At 37.5% G+C, this 16,147-nt stretch carries 19 protein-coding genes; 15 read left to right on the forward strand and 4 right to left on the reverse strand.

The features are described 5' to 3' along the window. The first annotated feature begins 11 nt into the window (after positions 1–11). The 3 genes from AC1Q6O_RS14235 (at position 12) to AC1Q6O_RS14245 (ending at position 1,987) form a co-directional block, all read left to right on the forward strand. Entirely contained in the window at positions 12–812 is an 801-nt protein-coding gene (locus AC1Q6O_RS14235) for a hypothetical protein (RefSeq protein ID WP_089987363.1), read from the forward strand. 176 nt (positions 813–988) lie between these two features. Further along, entirely contained in the window at positions 989–1,351 is a 363-nt protein-coding gene (locus AC1Q6O_RS14240; protein ID WP_253734823.1) for a hypothetical protein, read from the forward strand. A 312-nt stretch (positions 1,352–1,663) separates the two neighbouring features. Next, positions 1,664–1,987 (forward strand): hypothetical protein, encoded by a 324-nt coding sequence (locus tag AC1Q6O_RS14245; RefSeq protein WP_492401554.1) that lies wholly within the window; start codon positions 1,664–1,666, stop codon positions 1,985–1,987. A 288-nt stretch (positions 1,988–2,275) separates the two neighbouring features. Here the strand turns inward: AC1Q6O_RS14245 and AC1Q6O_RS14250 are convergent, their stop codons facing one another. Continuing rightward, positions 2,276–3,310 carry a YdcF family protein gene (locus AC1Q6O_RS14250; protein ID WP_089987361.1) on the reverse strand — a complete coding sequence of 345 codons (1,035 nt, stop codon included), beginning with the start codon at positions 3,308–3,310 and terminating at the stop codon, positions 2,276–2,278. Between the two features lie 233 nt (positions 3,311–3,543). On the opposite strand from AC1Q6O_RS14250, the gene AC1Q6O_RS14255 reads away from it, so the two are divergent. The 3 genes from AC1Q6O_RS14255 to AC1Q6O_RS14265 are packed head-to-tail and all read left to right on the forward strand — an operon-like array spanning position 3,544 to position 4,800. Next, complete coding sequence (locus tag AC1Q6O_RS14255; protein WP_492401582.1) at positions 3,544–3,984, forward strand: GNAT family N-acetyltransferase; 441 nt, start codon at positions 3,544–3,546, stop codon at positions 3,982–3,984. 10 nt (positions 3,985–3,994) lie between these two features. Further along, complete coding sequence (locus AC1Q6O_RS14260; RefSeq protein WP_008177169.1) at positions 3,995–4,468, forward strand: nucleoside 2-deoxyribosyltransferase; 474 nt, start codon at positions 3,995–3,997, stop codon at positions 4,466–4,468. Between the two features lie 17 nt (positions 4,469–4,485). Then, positions 4,486–4,800 carry a YbjQ family protein gene (locus tag AC1Q6O_RS14265; RefSeq protein WP_008177171.1) on the forward strand — a complete coding sequence of 105 codons (315 nt, stop codon included), beginning with the start codon at positions 4,486–4,488 and terminating at the stop codon, positions 4,798–4,800. Positions 4,801–5,449: 649 nt separating this feature from the next. Here AC1Q6O_RS14265 and AC1Q6O_RS14270 read toward each other — a convergent pair. Beyond that, positions 5,450–5,881 (reverse strand): hypothetical protein, encoded by a 432-nt coding sequence (locus AC1Q6O_RS14270; protein WP_171365038.1) that lies wholly within the window; start codon positions 5,879–5,881, stop codon positions 5,450–5,452. A 93-nt stretch (positions 5,882–5,974) separates the two neighbouring features. Between AC1Q6O_RS14270 and AC1Q6O_RS14275 the strand changes: the two genes are divergently transcribed. From AC1Q6O_RS14275 to AC1Q6O_RS14315, 9 genes are all read left to right on the forward strand, one after another. Next, positions 5,975–7,663, forward strand: coding sequence for an AAA family ATPase (locus AC1Q6O_RS14275; protein ID WP_492401557.1), 1,689 nt, complete (start codon positions 5,975–5,977; stop codon positions 7,661–7,663). A gap of 147 nt (positions 7,664–7,810) precedes the next feature. Beyond that, positions 7,811–8,302 (forward strand): DinB family protein, encoded by a 492-nt coding sequence (locus tag AC1Q6O_RS14280; protein ID WP_008177176.1) that lies wholly within the window; start codon positions 7,811–7,813, stop codon positions 8,300–8,302. A 272-nt stretch (positions 8,303–8,574) separates the two neighbouring features. Beyond that, positions 8,575–9,081, forward strand: coding sequence for a TetR/AcrR family transcriptional regulator (locus AC1Q6O_RS14285; protein ID WP_043990266.1), 507 nt, complete (start codon positions 8,575–8,577; stop codon positions 9,079–9,081). Between the two features lie 100 nt (positions 9,082–9,181). Further along, complete coding sequence (locus tag AC1Q6O_RS14290) at positions 9,182–9,604, forward strand: DUF3995 domain-containing protein (RefSeq protein WP_174804748.1); 423 nt, start codon at positions 9,182–9,184, stop codon at positions 9,602–9,604. Between the two features lie 56 nt (positions 9,605–9,660). Further along, complete coding sequence (locus AC1Q6O_RS14295; protein WP_008177182.1) at positions 9,661–10,272, forward strand: histidine phosphatase family protein; 612 nt, start codon at positions 9,661–9,663, stop codon at positions 10,270–10,272. A 100-nt stretch (positions 10,273–10,372) separates the two neighbouring features. Next, positions 10,373–11,209: a D-alanyl-D-alanine carboxypeptidase family protein gene (locus AC1Q6O_RS14300; RefSeq protein WP_096365451.1), complete on the forward strand. Its 837-nt coding sequence runs from the start codon at positions 10,373–10,375 to the stop codon at positions 11,207–11,209. 108 nt (positions 11,210–11,317) lie between these two features. Beyond that, positions 11,318–11,767 carry a GNAT family N-acetyltransferase gene (locus AC1Q6O_RS14305; protein ID WP_492401561.1) on the forward strand — a complete coding sequence of 150 codons (450 nt, stop codon included), beginning with the start codon at positions 11,318–11,320 and terminating at the stop codon, positions 11,765–11,767. Positions 11,768–11,810: 43 nt separating this feature from the next. Further along, on the forward strand, positions 11,811–12,206 hold the full coding sequence (locus tag AC1Q6O_RS14310; RefSeq protein ID WP_107922744.1) for a VOC family protein: 396 nt from the start codon (positions 11,811–11,813) through the stop codon (positions 12,204–12,206). Positions 12,207–12,494: 288 nt separating this feature from the next. Beyond that, complete coding sequence (locus tag AC1Q6O_RS14315) at positions 12,495–13,763, forward strand: polysaccharide deacetylase family protein (protein WP_090003299.1); 1,269 nt, start codon at positions 12,495–12,497, stop codon at positions 13,761–13,763. A gap of 203 nt (positions 13,764–13,966) precedes the next feature. On the opposite strand, the gene gltS is transcribed toward AC1Q6O_RS14315, so the two are convergent. Further along, positions 13,967–15,151, reverse strand: coding sequence for a sodium/glutamate symporter (gene gltS, locus AC1Q6O_RS14320; protein ID WP_008177195.1), 1,185 nt, complete (start codon positions 15,149–15,151; stop codon positions 13,967–13,969). Next, positions 15,148–16,116, reverse strand: coding sequence for a formimidoylglutamase (hutG, locus tag AC1Q6O_RS14325; RefSeq protein WP_089987411.1), 969 nt, complete (start codon positions 16,114–16,116; stop codon positions 15,148–15,150). Before hutG ends, gltS begins: the two co-directional genes overlap by 4 nt. Positions 16,117–16,147 lie beyond the last annotated feature (31 nt).

The raw sequence follows: 16,147 nt of genomic DNA on the forward strand, positions 1-16,147 counted from the left end.
GGAAATTTTTAATGGATCAAAAGGCAAAGAAAATTTTAATGCAAACATTTTGGCAATCTGGTAGATGGAGAGATGGGGAGTATACGTATACAGAGGAGGATTTTCAGTATGCGAAAAGGATGGGCTTGATGTTTGATCGTTTAACGATTTCCCATGATGAATGTATACAAAGACTGCGACAGCTTCATGATGACAGGCTAACTAAGGATCTTGTGGTGAAGGCTTTTTTGCACAGCCTCTCGACCCGTAAAGTATATTTACGGAGTGCGTTATCAAGCTGGGCTCTTACTGCACAACTACCGATCCATACGTATCATGAGCGACCTGAAGAGTTAGTATCCTACAGTGCCTGTGGCTATTGTAATGAACATAAAATAATGTCGAATGAAAACTATATAAACGAAGATCTAAATGTCCTTAATTTTGAACGAGTGAAGTGGGGAGGTGTTCGCTTAAACTGGCTAGTGTATTGTTTGCTCGATCTTGAATGTTTAATACAAGAACAAGAGTCATTAATCGTTTGTGAGGCAGATATAGAGATTTTCAAACAGATGCTAGAGGCTATAAAGTCCTGTAAAGATATGGATGCTGCTAGACAATTAGAAAAGCGTTGGAAGGATGTTTTCAAGTCCAATCAATATGAGCGAGATGCCGTTATGGAAATATGGGGGTATGCTCGCCTACTAGAATCGACAAACGATTATCGCAAGGAACGCGGGCGGGGAACTGATTTTATGTCTATGGCAACTTGGAGAGGTCAGGACGGCTATTCAGAAGAAAAAGTGAATTTCTACTTTGGCTCTTATTTATAAAAAGAAGCTTTTTTGCAATGAATATAGAATGGTTCGTGCAATGGCGTCAGCAGAGCTGTAATACCTTTTACATATGACTCAAAAGTTCACGTCATTACAATTAAAGAGGGGCTATATGAAAAAAATCAAAATTATTTTGTCTTTACTTATAATCGTCATCGCTATTGGCTTTTTGATTGCAAAGTAAGACGAAGGATACTCTGCAACAGACGTATTTAGAGAACGCTAATTTTACTGTTGAAAATCCATCTATAACCATTCATACCGTAGATACAGACAAAGAAGATATATATACCCGAATTAAAATTCCAGAAGAAACGCAAAAAAGGCTTTTACAAGCTTTTCAGAATGCAAAATTTGATAAAGCAACTATAAATCCAGTTGATTACGATTACCGAATCACCATTTCATTAAATACAGGTTATACTATGTACCTTGTTTCAGAAAAAAGGTCATTGACCGTTAATAGGACGGAAGAAAATTATACCATGGTAAACGATAACGATTTTTTTAGCATATTAGAAAAGGTAACTAAATAAAGAGTCCACCATTTACTATTGTAAAGTGAGATTCTAAAAGCTTTGTGATTCTGTTTTTATACAAGTCCTAAAACAGCGCCACTACAGGAAGCGTATGTGTTTCTTACGTTATTATTGTCTGCAATTGGTGTCACTAGTTTATTTTGTGCAGCAAAACACTGCATTGTTTTTTAATACTCATTACGCAGTCTTTTTATTAAACGTATTATTTTAGCCATCTACTGTTGTTATTACGAATTCAATATTGCATCTCTCTATAAAGGGAGATTTAAAAGCAAAACAACAACCTAAATTTTAAAAAAAGGTGAGAACATGAGAAGAAGTTTAATTTCTAATCTATTACTTTTGTTTGGCACGTTTATTTTACTAGGGGCTTTCGCTTATCGGTTATTGATTACTTCTGATATACCCGTTTCATATGCAATAGATGAAGCCGTTACTCTACATGTACTCATATTTATTTCTACAATGTTATATATTTGTGGCTCAATGATTATCTCTCGAAATACCATTCGATACACTGTAATAGCTGTATTAACGGTATTTATGGTGCTGAATATTTATCTTTTCAATACGGATAGCTGTATTAACGGTATTTATGGTGCTGAATATTTATCTTTTCAATACGGATGCTGAATATTTTGATGCCTCATATGCTCAAATAGCCATAGTCTTTATTCTGCATCCATTATTAGTTATTTTAATAAATGTTTTAGTGCAATTAAGAACAAGCCAACGCATTAAGACCGTTTTTGAGGATAAAACAGCTACAAGGTCGTATAAGGCTGCTGAATAAGCCCAAAATTAAATAGTGAATGACCGATAACAAACGCCATTTACTTGAGATAAAAAAATCTAGAAGTCCTGGCTATAAACACAATGAAAGGATTCAAATACGTAAATGTATTGAATCCTTTCAACAGTTTAGACAAAGAAAAAGCTGAATAGAGCTAATAAGATGGTCATAATAATGATGGGGGCAATCAGTTTCATATGTCGTTTCCGTTCTAAAACAACAATCGCTACATATTCACGAATCATGGCATTAGGCCAATAGTAAAAGGCCGTTTTCGAACCAATGCCCTGACTGTTTAAGCCAGCAAGTCTGGCATAAATTCCTGCACGAAATAAGTGGAAATTATTAGTTGTAAAGATACTGTTATATGCCTCGCCTTGTTTAATATCGTCCATTATTTGTTTCGAAAATAACATGTTTTGATACGTATTGACAGAACGATTTTCTTGTAGCGTATGCTCAATGGGAATCCCCTTTTCAATCGCATACCTTTGCATGGCTTCTGCTTCAGGTAGATTCTCATCAGATCCTTGACCACCAGACAAGATGATCGTTGGAGGGGTACTTACTGCAGCTTGTCTATGATAGAAATCGATCGCTTTTTGAATGCGGCTAGCTAACAGGGGCGGTACCTTATCATTAATTAAGCCACTTCCCAGTACAATGATAAAATCTTGATTATACTTGGGACGATTAAATTGATAGAGAAAATAAGCTGATAAGAAATTAGATAAATGGATAAAGAAATAAAATGTAATAAGGGATACCCCTGCAAATATCGGTTGGAGATGGCTTGAAAACAAGCTAGCTGGATTGATTATCGGTAACAGCATAAATAATAAAATGCCAATGGCTACTAGCAAGGTTAATGAATTAGCCAAGCGTCTACCTTCCCGTTTCATTAAAACTCTAGCATTTAAAAATAGGCCAAACATTAAAGCAATAATTGCAAAGGGAATAAGGAGAAAAAGGGCAATTAGTGGAATAACGACAGCCATTCTTAAAAAGTAAAGATCCGATGAAAAGGAAACAATGAAGCAGAATAACAGAAATGAACAGACAAACATATTAAATAGTAGTCCGTTAATCATCTTTCTTGGGTCTTTCCAATAAGAAAAGAGAAAAATGAACAATAAAATTAGTGGAATAATGCCAAAATACATAAAAAATACACCTCTAGTGATGTTGTGGATGGTATCTTTCTATTATAAGGAATTATTAGCTGAAATCAACTAACTTCCAGCATGAGGAATGCCTTAGACCTTCAATGAAGGAATGGCATAGCATTGATTTCTAGTAAAGTATATCCACAACAAACGATTCTTGCTCTCGCTCTGTTTGTTCAAGTATCACGAAGGTAAAGTATTTCTGTTATACTATCAAACAGATAGAGGTGATGAACATGTATATTGTGACGATAGAAGGTCTACCCTATGATTGGCTCGGCTCATTGCAAGAACTACATGCCCATGTCTTTGATGGTGCTAAGCTAACGGTTGAAAAGCTAGCCAAGAAAGAGGGCCTCCTTTGCCTCTTGGCGGTGGAGGATGCAAATGTCATTGGCTTTAAACTAGGATATCCACATCCAGATGGTGTATTTTATAGTTGGTTGGGTGGTGTTCATGTCACGAAGCGAGGTCAGGGGATTGCTAGCCAATTAATGAAAAAACAGCATGAACATATTAAAACACTAGGCTTTGACAAAGTTCGTACATATGGCAGAAATACATTCAAAACCATGCTCATCACCAATCTCAAGCATGGTTTTGATATTGCTTCCACATTTGTGGATGAAATGGGAAGACATAAAATCATTTTTGAAAAATCGATAGATTGAGGAGTTCAACATGAAAGCATATTTAGCAAATGGATTATTTTCTTTAGGGGATCGTTTAGTAAATGAACAACTAGCCGCAGCAATTCGTGAAGCAGTACCAGGCATTGCCTTATATGTTCCGCAGGAGAATGATGCTATCAATGATAAATCAGCTTATGCGGATAGTTTAGCGATTGCTCAGGCAGACTTAGAAATGCTACAAAATAGTGATGTATTAATTGCCGTATTAGATGGGGTTGAGATTGATTCTGGTGTAGCCGCTGAAATTGGGGCGTTTTCTATGCTGAATCGTCCTATTATTGGTGTACTGACAGATGTTCGTCAACAAGGGCGAGACAATATGCAAAAAATAGAGGCATTGGTACGAGATGGGCTGGAGAATCAATTTGTCTACCGTAATTTATTTGTAATTGGCTTAATTAAACGTAATGGGGTTATTACAGCTTCTATTGAAGAGGCTGTGGAAGCTATTCAAAAATTGTAATACGAGGAGGAAAAACGATGCTATTAGCAACATCCGATGTGGTGGCAGGAAAAGAAGTGGTTGAAACATTAGGTTTAGTGAAGGGGAATTCTGTACAGTCAAGAAACATTGGGCGTGATATGATGGCTGGACTTCGAAATATTGTGGGCGGAGAGATGAAAGAGTATGCTGAAATGCTAGTGCGCTCCCGTGAAATTGCCACACAGGCAATGGAGGAAGAGGCCAAACAACTAGGCGCAGATGCAGTGGTTGGCGTACGCTATGCAACGTCTTCCGTGATGGATGGCACATCAGAAGTATTAGTATATGGCACTGCTGTCAGATTAAAATAAATAGTAAGAGGACTTTAATCGAATGGATTAAAGTCCTTTTTTATTCCGCATTTCTGTCATTTAATGTGAAATTTTGTTATTTATGTCAAAAATTCAACCTATTTCGTTTATGGAATGAAGTTTTCGGATAGAAGGCGTATAGTACCAATTATACCAATTAACTAGAAATTTTATGGTGAAATAGGCTAAATATGTAAAGATTATTTAAAGTTTGGTCGTGAAAGAAAGAGTGGGATATATGGTGGATTCACTTGCTTAGTCAAGGAGCTCATATAGAAGTAATGGAGCCTCTTAAGCTTAGAGTAGAACTGATTGAGATCATTCTGTCTATGCAGCAAAATTATCGTTGTATGGAATATAAGTAGATAAAACAAAAAAGAGGAATCGGACCGCGATTTCTCTTTTTCTTGTTTTGTGCCTACCTGTTAAAGGTATCGATTCTGTTGTCATAAGTAACCTCAAATTGTACGTACCCGTTTTCATTTTCATCTGAAAAAGTCAAAGCCTTTGGTTTACAACCTGATAAGAACAACATACAAGGTGAAATAGTAAAAAGTTTACACCTTATCTTATACATCCTTCAAATGGTATTTGAACGTATATCATGGACATGAAACATCATTAGCATGGAGTGGTGTCTATGTTTATTTTATTGAAAAAGCTGTTCAATGAATGACGTATCGAAATCACTAGTAAGCTTGTAATCCTTCATGTAATTTTCTTCATATAAATAAACGAATAAATGCTCGGCATCATCTAAACGTAAGCCAACTTCTCGTTCGCCATTAATCGCTAAAGTGATCCAATAAGCCTCTTTAAAATTAGATTTAGTAAACCATACCTTTTTTAATGGTTGCTCGTTTAATTGCTGCATGATTTGATTCATTTCAGCTTCATCTGTTATCGTTATTGTTTTTTCATCTGAGGCACGAATAATTTCAATCGACTTAATTGCCTCTACATCAAGACGTTCCGTAACCTCCTTTGAAAAATCCGTGTCACGCGTTAACAGCATTGTAGAGATATACAGAATAAGTAGAGGTAGTAAAATGCCTAGAAGTATTTTATATCTTTTTTTCATGCTCTTCTCCTTAAATTCTAAAAATTCGCACATATGTATTCTTATCCACGCTATAATTGAGCATATACTGAAATGATAAAGGAAGGCAATAAAATGACACATAATCATGCAGAAAAAGAACTTTTTTACCCAGACGGAACGATCATGTATCAAGGTGGTGTCAAAAAAAATGATTTCGGCCACGATATTTATGACGGCAAGGGCATATTATTTGACCAAGATGGTGAACGATTATTCGAGGGTGAATTCGTCAATCATATGAAACAAGGAAATGGCATTATGTATTTAAAAGGGCAGCTTATTTATCAGGGCGAATTTATTCAAAATAAAAAACAAGGTCATGGCATTTTATATAAGGACGGTGCCATTCATTATGAAGGTTATTTCCGGAATGATTTAATGGATGGTTACGGCATTTTATATTATGAAGAGGATCTTATTGCCCCTTATCAAGCTTTGCGCGAACAATATCCCCATTTAAATCAGCCTCAATACGAGGGTGATTTTGTTCATGGCATGAAAAAGGGCAAAGGCAAACAATACTATCCAAATGGTTTTTTACAATACGAGGGTGATTTTATTTGGCATCATATGCAGGGGGCAGGGAAGCTCTATTATCCTACTGAATCACCGACAGCCGAGGAGCTTTCCATTGGTGTGACAGCGCTCCGATATGATGGCTACTTTTTTGAAGATACGAAGCATGGTAAAGGGAAAATCTATTCTCGGCAAGGGGTTCTAGAAGCGGAGGGGCAATTTAAAGAGGATGCGATGACCGGACAAGGGGTACTTTATTATGCAAATGGACAAGCCTCTTATATAGGAGAGCTCGTGCATGGCAAAAAGCATGGACGTGGGGACTTTTATAATGAAAAAGGAAAGATCATTTACAGTGGCGAATTTATCGATGATAAACGGCTGCGGATTACACCTGAAATCGAGCAGGAGATAGAGAAACTACAAATGCAGCTAAATAGCCTTGTAGGTCTACCAAATGCCAAAAAGGAACTACATAATTTAATCAATTTTATTAAAATTCAAAGTTTGCGGGTGGATCATGGCTTAACAAGTTTTCCTATTACCTATCATCTTGTTTTCTCTGGTAATCCGGGCACAGGTAAAACAACAGTTGCACGTATTATTGGTCAAATTTATAAGCATCTGGGTGTCCTATCAAGCGGTCATTTTGTGGAAACAGATCGTGCAGGGCTTGTGGCAGGATATGTGGGACAAACAGCGTTAAAGGTTCAAGAAGTGGTCCATAAAGCAAAAGGAGGTGTTCTTTTTATTGATGAAGCCTATTCCTTGATCAATGATAAACAAGATGCGTTTGGCAAGGAAGCCATTGATAGTTTATTAAAAGCTATGGAAGATTTACGAGATGACTTAGTAATCATCGTTGCCGGTTATACAGAGCTTATGGAGGAATTTTTACAATCCAACCCAGGCTTTAAATCACGTTTTAATCATTTTGTACAATTTGATAATTTTAGTACACAGGAACTCTATGAGATTTTTGCTATGCTTTGTCATAATAATGACTATCAATATGGTGAATCCTTTGCACATCATATGAAAAGGCAGCTAGATCAAATACCAATTGAAAGCATCACTAACTTCTCGAACGGTCGTTATATTCGAAACTTGTTTGAAAAACTGGTAACCATTCAATCAAACCGACTAATTCAACAGGCATCGATAACAAAAGAACAGCTGATGACATTTGAGGAGCATGATATCTTATTGGGCATGGCAGAAAATTTATTTGATAATACTTTTTAAAGATAGTATGGTTGTACGTCTGCTCTAGAGCAAGTCGGCTAGCGGATAATCAAATTAAAAGCCTTAGCTAGTGTAAAGTGTGATGAGCAAAAGCAAACAAATATTCATAGTCACTTATACTAAACACCAAATGGGAGGGAAAAGAAAATGGATGTGAAGACACTTTTATTGCAACAATGGACAAGCTGCTTAGATCAAGAAGACTGGTTTCCACCGCTTGAAAAAGTGCTAGAGGATATTACGCTTGAACAGGCGACTTGGAAACCAACTAAGGGGACAACGAATTCCATTTGGGAAATAGTTTGTCATTTACTTTTCTATAAAAAGCGACTTCTCGTGCGATATCTTGATGAAACAGAGAATGAACCGCAGGCAGAAAATAATGATGCTACTTTCCGTTTACCAACTTTGACGTTGCAAAATTGGAAGGAAACGAAAGAGGAATATTTATATGTACACCGCGAACTTGAAAAAATACTAGCAAAATCAGCACAAGAGGATTTAGATAGAGAGGTTCGTGGAGAACGAACATTAGTGCTTGAGCTGAAAAGTATAGCCATGCATGACGCCTATCATATTGGGCAAATCGTCTTTCTAAGTAAAATGCAGGATGTTTGGCCAGGGCAACACGACTGTTAAAAAGGATTCTGTAGAGAATAGGAATGTCCAAATCGGATGTTCCTATATTTTATACCAGAGCAATAACAATGCCGAAAAAAAGGGGGAAATGAATGAAAAAGCTCATAGCTATTATGCTAGTATGTGCTATCTTACCACGTGTAATCACCATCAACTTTACAGTGAATAATCATATCAATGTTCATCATAAAGGAGAGAAAAGTTGAAGAATTAAAAATAAGGTGGTAATATAAGACAAAACATACGCCATCGTATTTTTAAGGAGAATGATCATGCAAGTAACGAGAGATGATTGGATAAAAGCAGGCCTACAACAATTAGGGGAAGACGGCATACATAAAGTACGTATCGAGGCACTAGCTCGATCCTTAAACATTAGTAAAGGTAGCTTTTATCATTATTTTCGTGATCATCAAGAACTATTAGATGCCATCCTTGATTATTGGGAAACACATGCGACAAAAGCCATTATTGAAAGTATAGAGCAGGAAGGGGCTACTTTAGAGCAGCTCTTACGCATAAGCTTTCATAAAGATAAAAAAATAGAAATGGGTATCTATGCTTGGTCTAAGTATGATGCGCATGTCGCTACTCGAATTGTTCAAATTGAAGAACAACGAATTGACTGTGTCGCCAAGCTTTATCAAAAAAAAGGGATGGATGGAGAACAATCAATCGATCGAGCAAGGCTAGCTTATTTAACCTATGTTGGCTGGATGACTCGATATGAAGCCAACCCCCATTTTGATTTAGAGAAAATGGTGAAGCTGCTGTTATAGAAATTTATATGTCTCTAAGAGGGTGAAACAAATCTCTAGGGACCCTATTTATCCCCTAAACATACGGTGGCGTATGTTATTGATGGAAAAGGAGGAACTGATTATGTTTATTTTATCATTAGTTTCAGTGTGTCTATTATGGTTGATTAGTATCATTCATGTGTATTGGGCATTCGGTGGGCAATGGGGGACTGGAGCAGTTATACCCATTAAAGATGGCAGTCAACAAAAAGTTTTCAGTCCTAGGAAATGGGGGACATTCTGTGTGGCTTTGCTACTTCTATCAGCGAGTGTTATCATTCTTGTCCAAGGGGGTTATATGACAGCTTTACCTGCCTCTACCTATTCTAAAGTAGGATGTATCGCCTGTGCCATTGTTTTTAGTATACGAGCAATGGGCGATTTTAAATATGTTGGGTTTTTTAAAACAATCAAGCATTCTCAATTTGCTAGAAATGATACGAAGCTATACAGCCCCTTATGTTTGTTTTTGGGCTTAGTCTATATCATGTTATTGCTTTAAAAGAATGAATCCTCTAACATGATGAGAGTAAGCTAATGAATAGGGGGAACCAATTAATGCAGCAAATGATTTACTTACTTCGTCATGGCGAGACTGAATATAATACGCAGGGAAGATATCAAGGACAACTAGATTCGCCACTAACGGAGCTTGGTCGTGAGCAAGTGCAACAAAATGCTCGAATGCTGAAAACCTTCATTGATCATGCTCATGATTGGAAAATTATATCAAGCCCACTCGGAAGAGCCGTGGAGAGCACAGAAATACTTTGTGAAACGATCGGCTACAATTACAATAAGGTGGAGTTTGATCGACGATTAACAGAAGTGGCAGTTGGGCAATGGGCTGGTTTAAAAATGTCAGACATTCAGCAAACGTGGCCAGATTTATTGACGAACACAGATGCTTTTAATTGGTATTTCCATGCGCCAGATGGGGAAAGTTATGAAGCAGTAGTGAGCAGACTGTCCTCTTGGCTTAAAGAAATCCAACATCATCCAAAGGTGATCGTTGTCTCACACGGTCTAACGGGTCGTATTTTACGGGGGATTTATGCAGGGCTTCATAAAGAAGATGCACTTAAATTAGAGGTTTCTCAAGATGTGTTTTTTAAATTAGCTAATCAAGAAGTGACAAGAATTTGTTCTAATTTCGAAGATATCTATTAACGGGTTAAAGCGTATGGAGCCTTACCTTCTTTGCTTTTATTCAAACTTAAGGAATATTCAAAATTGCCGCCTATTATAATTGTGTAGGAGGCGTTTTTTTATGAAAAAATGGGTCTTATTTTGCTGTTTGGTTATCGTGATTTTCGTTTTATATGATACAAACAAAACACAAGAGTTTGCACATCTTGAGCTGCCGTCCTTACATAGTCAAAATGCTTTGCTACTTAATGAACAGGGCGACGTATTATATGAAAAAAATGCGGATGCCATCATATATCCTGCTTCATTAACAAAAATTATGACCGCTATTGTGGCAATTGAAATGACGGATGATTTACAAATGCAAACGATCGTCAAACCTCAAACAATCGCCAAATATACTGCTCAAAATGCCTCTATGGCAGGCTTTCATGCAGGAGATTTTGTCACGATTGAAGATTTGTTATACGGCACATTGCTAGCATCAGGTGCAGATGCAACGGCTACACTGGCTGAAGCCATTGCTGGCAGCGAGGATGAATTCGTCACTTACATGAACAATAAGGCACAGGAACTTGGCATGGACGCTACGCATTTTATCAATACAAGCGGCCTACATGATGAGGCACATGTATCAAGCTTACAGGATATGAGTAAGCTTCTCCGTTATGCATTAGAAAACCCGACCTTTTATCAAATTTTTACTTCGAAAGCTTACACGACACATGTTCCAACAGAATTGCTAATAGCAAATTCATTATTTACGAGAATGCCTAGCATGGATGGAACTATTTTGGGTGGAAAAACGGGATATACGCCAGAAGCAGGGTTATGTCTAGCATCATTAATGGAAAAAGATGGACGTAAATTTCTATTCATTACGACAAATGCTCCAGGTTATGCTTGGACACCACCCCCACATATCGAAGATGCTTTGACAGCCTACGATGCTCTTTAATAGGGCTTAACTCACGAATGATTGGCTATTTATGTTAAGCTATACTTGTTTGCAAGGAATGGAAGAAATTATCTAGCAGTGACCAAATGCCATGGAGGTAGAGTCGTAGTGAACCAACACCCATTTAAAATCATCCCATATGATCCCACATATGCGGAACAAACAGTGGTGATGTGGCGAGACAGCAAGAAACAGGCTATTGGGCAGGAAGAGCGGCATAGCATGGAAAGCCACATTTATTTTTTAAACCATATATTACTTGAAGAATTTCAAATCGATTTAGCGTTCATGGATAATCAAGTAATCGGAATGATTGCTTATAATGAGAAGGAGATTAGTCAGCTATATATTCATATTGATTATCAAGGATTAGGAGTAGGCCAAACATTATTAGACAATGTAAAAAAACAATCAAGTGGAAGATTAACGCTATTTACGTTCGAAGTAAATAAAAACGCACAGCGGTTTTATGAAAAGAATGGATTTACCATCATTGGAAAAGGACATGAAAATGAAGAGAATTTACCAGATATTCAATATGAATGGATAGATAAATGAATATTTAGCAGTTCAAAACTTTGTTGAAAAGGAGATTATCCATTTGTCACAAGGACTTATTCACCATATAGAAATAAATGTTTCTAATCTGAAAAACACCATACATTTTTGGGGATGGTTTTTAGAGGAATTAGGTTATCAACCTTATCAGGAATGGGAAAGTGGTCGGAGCTGGAAAATAGACGACACCTATATTGTTTTTGTCCAAACGAACGAAAAGTTTATGGATATCACCTATCATCGAAGTCGTGTAGGTTTAAATCATTTGGCATTCCACGCAAATTCGAGGCAACAGGTTGATGGTATAACAAAGCAATTAGAAGAAAAGGGCGTTCCTATTCTTTATGCTAATAAGCATCCATTTGGAGGGGGAGAAGAGCATTACGCTGTTTATTTTGAGGACCCTGATAGAATAAAGGTTGAATTAGTAGCACCGTAATTGTTGTGCGCAAGACAGGCGATCGTTTGTTCGAATTGTTAAAGCGCAACTATAATAGGCAATCACTATCCTTTATCGAAGCAACACACATGGTACTGAAATCAACTTGATTGATGACTAGTTTTATAGAAAATAGGGTAGTAGTACTGTATCCATGCCTTTCTAAAAAACATGAATTTGGAATCTGGTTGATTATAACTATTTTCTGGTATAGACGATTCCTCTATAATTAAAGTTAAATCTTAGCAATTTACAGACATGGAAAGACATCAAGGGCGGTGTAGAATAATGAAAAAATTTTTACCTTATGTTTATGCTTTTTGCTTGACGTTTTTACTAGGCTTAATGGTGGGGCAGCTGTCAGCAAGTGCTGAAGGATCAGTGAAGATTCAAAAGATCAATAAAGATGCGGTTATTTACGAGGAGCCATCCACAAATAGCGCGGAAATCGGTGAAGTTGCGAAAGGGAGCTTCCTCAAAGTGACACAAGCAAGTAAAGGGTGGACACATATTCAAACGCCAGAGCTGGCAGGCTATGTAACATCTGACGTTTTAGTGAAGGTAAAGTCGGAGGGCTACTTAGTTATTCAGAAGGGTGGCACAACTTTATTTACGGCACCAAGTCAAAATGCTCAGCATATTGGTCAACTATATGAAGGACGCATGGTCTATGTCTATGGCACAGCACCTGGTGGTTGGTCTTTCGTCCAATATGGAGAGGATATAGGCTATGTAGCAACAATTGCACTAAAGAAACCTGTACCAATAAAGAAACAAATTAATGCTCCAAACGGTGCTGAGTTACGCTTGACGGCTAGTCCAAATGGAGAAGTTCTAGGAACAATTGCTAATAAGATGACTGTGCAGCATTACATAACGCTGGCTGGCTGGGCTTATGTAGAAGCGGGCGAACAAAAAGGGTATGTCAAAGCTTCTGAATTAGCCAATATCCAGCTTACTAATAATAAAGTTTATAATAAAGGGGTGTCAGCACCAAAGGGTTCAAAAAAACGAGTAGCTTTAACCTTTGATGATGGACCAGATGCCAAAGTAACACCACAAATTTTAGCTACATTACAAAAATACGATGCAAAGGCAACATTTTTTATGGTAGGGAAAAATGTTTCAAAAAATGCTACAATCGTCAAGCAAATCTATGACGCTGGGCATGAAATTGGCAATCATACATCCAACCATAAAAAATTAACTGCATTATCCATCGCTGGTGTCAAACAAGAAGTAAATGGCACAAGCAATGCCATCTATGCAGCAATTGGTCAGTATCCGACTGTTTTCCGTCCACCATATGGGGCGACAAATGATCAAGTTCGTTCGGTAATGACAATTCCATCGATCTTATGGTCAATTGATACGCTTGATTGGAAGCATCATAATCCAGATAAAATTTTAGCGTATGTGAAAGCATCTGTAAAAGACGGCAGTATTATTTTAATGCATGATATCCATCAAACGACTGCCAATGGTTTAGATAATGTCCTTCTCTACTTACAAAAGCAAGGCTATGAATTTGTTACGGTTAGTGAGATTTTACAATAATATACGACCTAAAATCTAAGTCTGATATTTTGCTGACTTAGATTTTTTTCGATGAAATCCTTTCTGTGAACCTTGTATACAATAGGGGCGACGCGCAGCTAGTTATTTCAGCTGTAATAACTTTTAGAGTCGAGTTTACGTGAAGTGGAATAATCATAGAAAAAGCCGTACTAGTCTTTTAGAGACCAAAGTACGGCTTGTTTTTATTTAAATAAATTAATAGTTGTAATAATAATAGGAATACCAAACACGTCAATTAAAAAGGCGCCTACAATTGGTACAACGAGAAAGGCTTTTTTAGAAGGACCAAAGCGTTGGACAACGGCTGACATATTGGCCATGGCATTCGGTGTTGCTCCTAGACCATGTCCTGCGAAACCAGCAACCATCACGGCCGCATCATAGTTTTTGCCGAGTAATTTAAACAAGACGAAAGTGCTAAATACAACAATAAAGAATACTTGCGCAAAGACGATGATAAATAATGGAAGCGCTAAATCTGCAATTTCCCATAATTTAATACTCATTAGAGCCATTGAAAGGAAAACACCTAATGTTACATCTCCAATTAATGAGATACTCTTCATATTGATTGCTTCTGGTTTAAATTTATCCATAATATTTCGGACTAGGACAGCTACAAACATAGCTCCTACATAGCCTGGCAGAACGAAGCCTGTCGCTTCTGAGAATAATGTTCCAACATAGGTACCCACAGCCATACAGAAAGTAATTAATAAGACTTGTGTAAAGAATGAATCAGATGTAATTTGTTCATGTTTATTTTCATATTCGATTTCTTCAGCTTCTTGTTCATTGGGTGTTAAATTGTATTTACCAACTAAATATTTAACGATTGGCCCACCAATTAAACCACCAGCTACTAAACCACAAGTTGCAGCCGCAGCACCGATTGTCATTGCTGAGGAAATACCCAAATCTTCTAATGTTTGTCCAAATGCTGCTGCAGCACCATGGCCGCCTTCCATGGACACGGCACCGGCCATCATACCGATCAGAGGATGAATCCCCATCAGTGACGCAAGAGAAACTCCAATAACATTTTGCATGAGGGCAAGGAAGCCACATGCTAGCCAATAAATAATAAGTAATTTTCCGCCCAGCTTAACTAGCTTAAAGCTTGCTCCTAAGCCGATAGTTGTGAAAAACGTAATCATAAATAAACTTTGTAATGATGTATCCAGTGATATTTCTAAAGTTCCTGTAGTCTTTAAAATGGTCGCAAGTGCAGCAAACAGCAAGCCACCGACCACTGGTGCTGGAATACAAAAACGTTTTAAGAATCCAATTTTATTAATGAGAAAGCCACCTAATGCAAAGAGTGCAACGGCTAGAAACACCGTTGTAATTTGATTAATTTCGATCATGAACCTTGCCCCCCAAGTAAGTTGTTTAGTGCTTCATAGACAAAATAAGCACCTAATTTCACCGTACGTCCGTTTTCGTCTAATGACGGATTAACCTCGCAAATATCAAAAGAGTGTGTATGTGGATGCGAAGTTACCTTTTGAAGAATCGTACGCACAGTTGTCGGTTCAAGTCCAAACGGTGAAGGTGCACTTACGCCTGGTGCCGATGCTGCGTTTAATACATCCATACATAATGTTAAAAGCACATAATCGTGTTGATCCATATAATTTTGTAAATCATCCAATAATGGTTGAAGATTGACCGATGATGTCATGTCATCTTCTACTACATACTTCACTTGTAGCTCATCCGCTTTTTCGAACAGCTCTTTTGTATTGCCATAGCGTTGTATGCCAACAACAAAATAATCGACATATGGGTCTTGCTCTAAAATTTGACGGAACATTGTACCCGAAGAAGGCTGCTCGTCATATGGTCGTAAATCAAAATGAGCATCGATATTGATAATGCCGATTTTCGCTTCCTTTGGTAATGCCGCACGAACACCTAAATAATGACCATACAGTGTTTCGTGACCACCACCGAGCACGACACATTGTAATTTCTTTTGTAGGAGGGTGCTAACAACATCACCAAGCTCTCGCTGTGCCTCCTCTAGGGCGTGATTGAGACAAATAATGTTCCCTACATCAATGATTTGTTGCTCCTTCTCAAACGTCCACGGTAAACTAGATAATCCTTCACGTAGTGCGTTTGGTCCACTTGCTGCTCCTACTCGACCTTGATTTCGACGTACACCCTCATCGCAAATAAAGCCAATCATTGCAGCACTTTTCTTATCTGAAGCGCTTACATCATTAATCGCGATTCGTTTTACTTGTTGATGTAAACGGAAACTGCTTTTATTGGTTGTTGAGTCTATACGGCCTTTCCATTGTTTTTGATCTGTCATTGTGTACATAATCTTATCATCCCCATTGCAAATATTATTG

This window comes from Lysinibacillus sp. GW823-FHT06C08, assembly GCF_058795135.1.

Excerpts from the sequence above, each read along its gene's own strand:
- AC1Q6O_RS14235 (WP_089987363.1), top strand. The coding sequence starts at position 12 with ATGGATCAAAAGGCAAAGAAAATTTTAATGCAAACATTTTGGCAATCT.
- AC1Q6O_RS14245 (WP_492401554.1), top strand. The coding sequence starts at position 1,664 with ATGAGAAGAAGTTTAATTTCTAATCTATTACTTTTGTTTGGCACGTTT.
- AC1Q6O_RS14250 (WP_089987361.1), bottom strand. The coding sequence starts at position 3,310 with ATGTATTTTGGCATTATTCCACTAATTTTATTGTTCATTTTTCTCTTT.
- AC1Q6O_RS14255 (WP_492401582.1), top strand. The coding sequence starts at position 3,544 with ATGAACATGTATATTGTGACGATAGAAGGTCTACCCTATGATTGGCTC.
- AC1Q6O_RS14260 (WP_008177169.1), top strand. The coding sequence starts at position 3,995 with ATGAAAGCATATTTAGCAAATGGATTATTTTCTTTAGGGGATCGTTTA.
- AC1Q6O_RS14265 (WP_008177171.1), top strand. The coding sequence starts at position 4,486 with ATGCTATTAGCAACATCCGATGTGGTGGCAGGAAAAGAAGTGGTTGAA.
- AC1Q6O_RS14270 (WP_171365038.1), bottom strand. The coding sequence starts at position 5,881 with ATGAAAAAAAGATATAAAATACTTCTAGGCATTTTACTACCTCTACTT.
- AC1Q6O_RS14275 (WP_492401557.1), top strand. The coding sequence starts at position 5,975 with ATGACACATAATCATGCAGAAAAAGAACTTTTTTACCCAGACGGAACG.
- AC1Q6O_RS14280 (WP_008177176.1), top strand. The coding sequence starts at position 7,811 with ATGGATGTGAAGACACTTTTATTGCAACAATGGACAAGCTGCTTAGAT.
- AC1Q6O_RS14285 (WP_043990266.1), top strand. The coding sequence starts at position 8,575 with ATGCAAGTAACGAGAGATGATTGGATAAAAGCAGGCCTACAACAATTA.
- AC1Q6O_RS14295 (WP_008177182.1), top strand. The coding sequence starts at position 9,661 with ATGCAGCAAATGATTTACTTACTTCGTCATGGCGAGACTGAATATAAT.
- AC1Q6O_RS14300 (WP_096365451.1), top strand. The coding sequence starts at position 10,373 with ATGAAAAAATGGGTCTTATTTTGCTGTTTGGTTATCGTGATTTTCGTT.
- AC1Q6O_RS14315 (WP_090003299.1), top strand. The coding sequence starts at position 12,495 with ATGAAAAAATTTTTACCTTATGTTTATGCTTTTTGCTTGACGTTTTTA.
- gltS (WP_008177195.1), bottom strand. The coding sequence starts at position 15,151 with ATGATCGAAATTAATCAAATTACAACGGTGTTTCTAGCCGTTGCACTC.
- hutG (WP_089987411.1), bottom strand. The coding sequence starts at position 16,116 with ATGTACACAATGACAGATCAAAAACAATGGAAAGGCCGTATAGACTCA.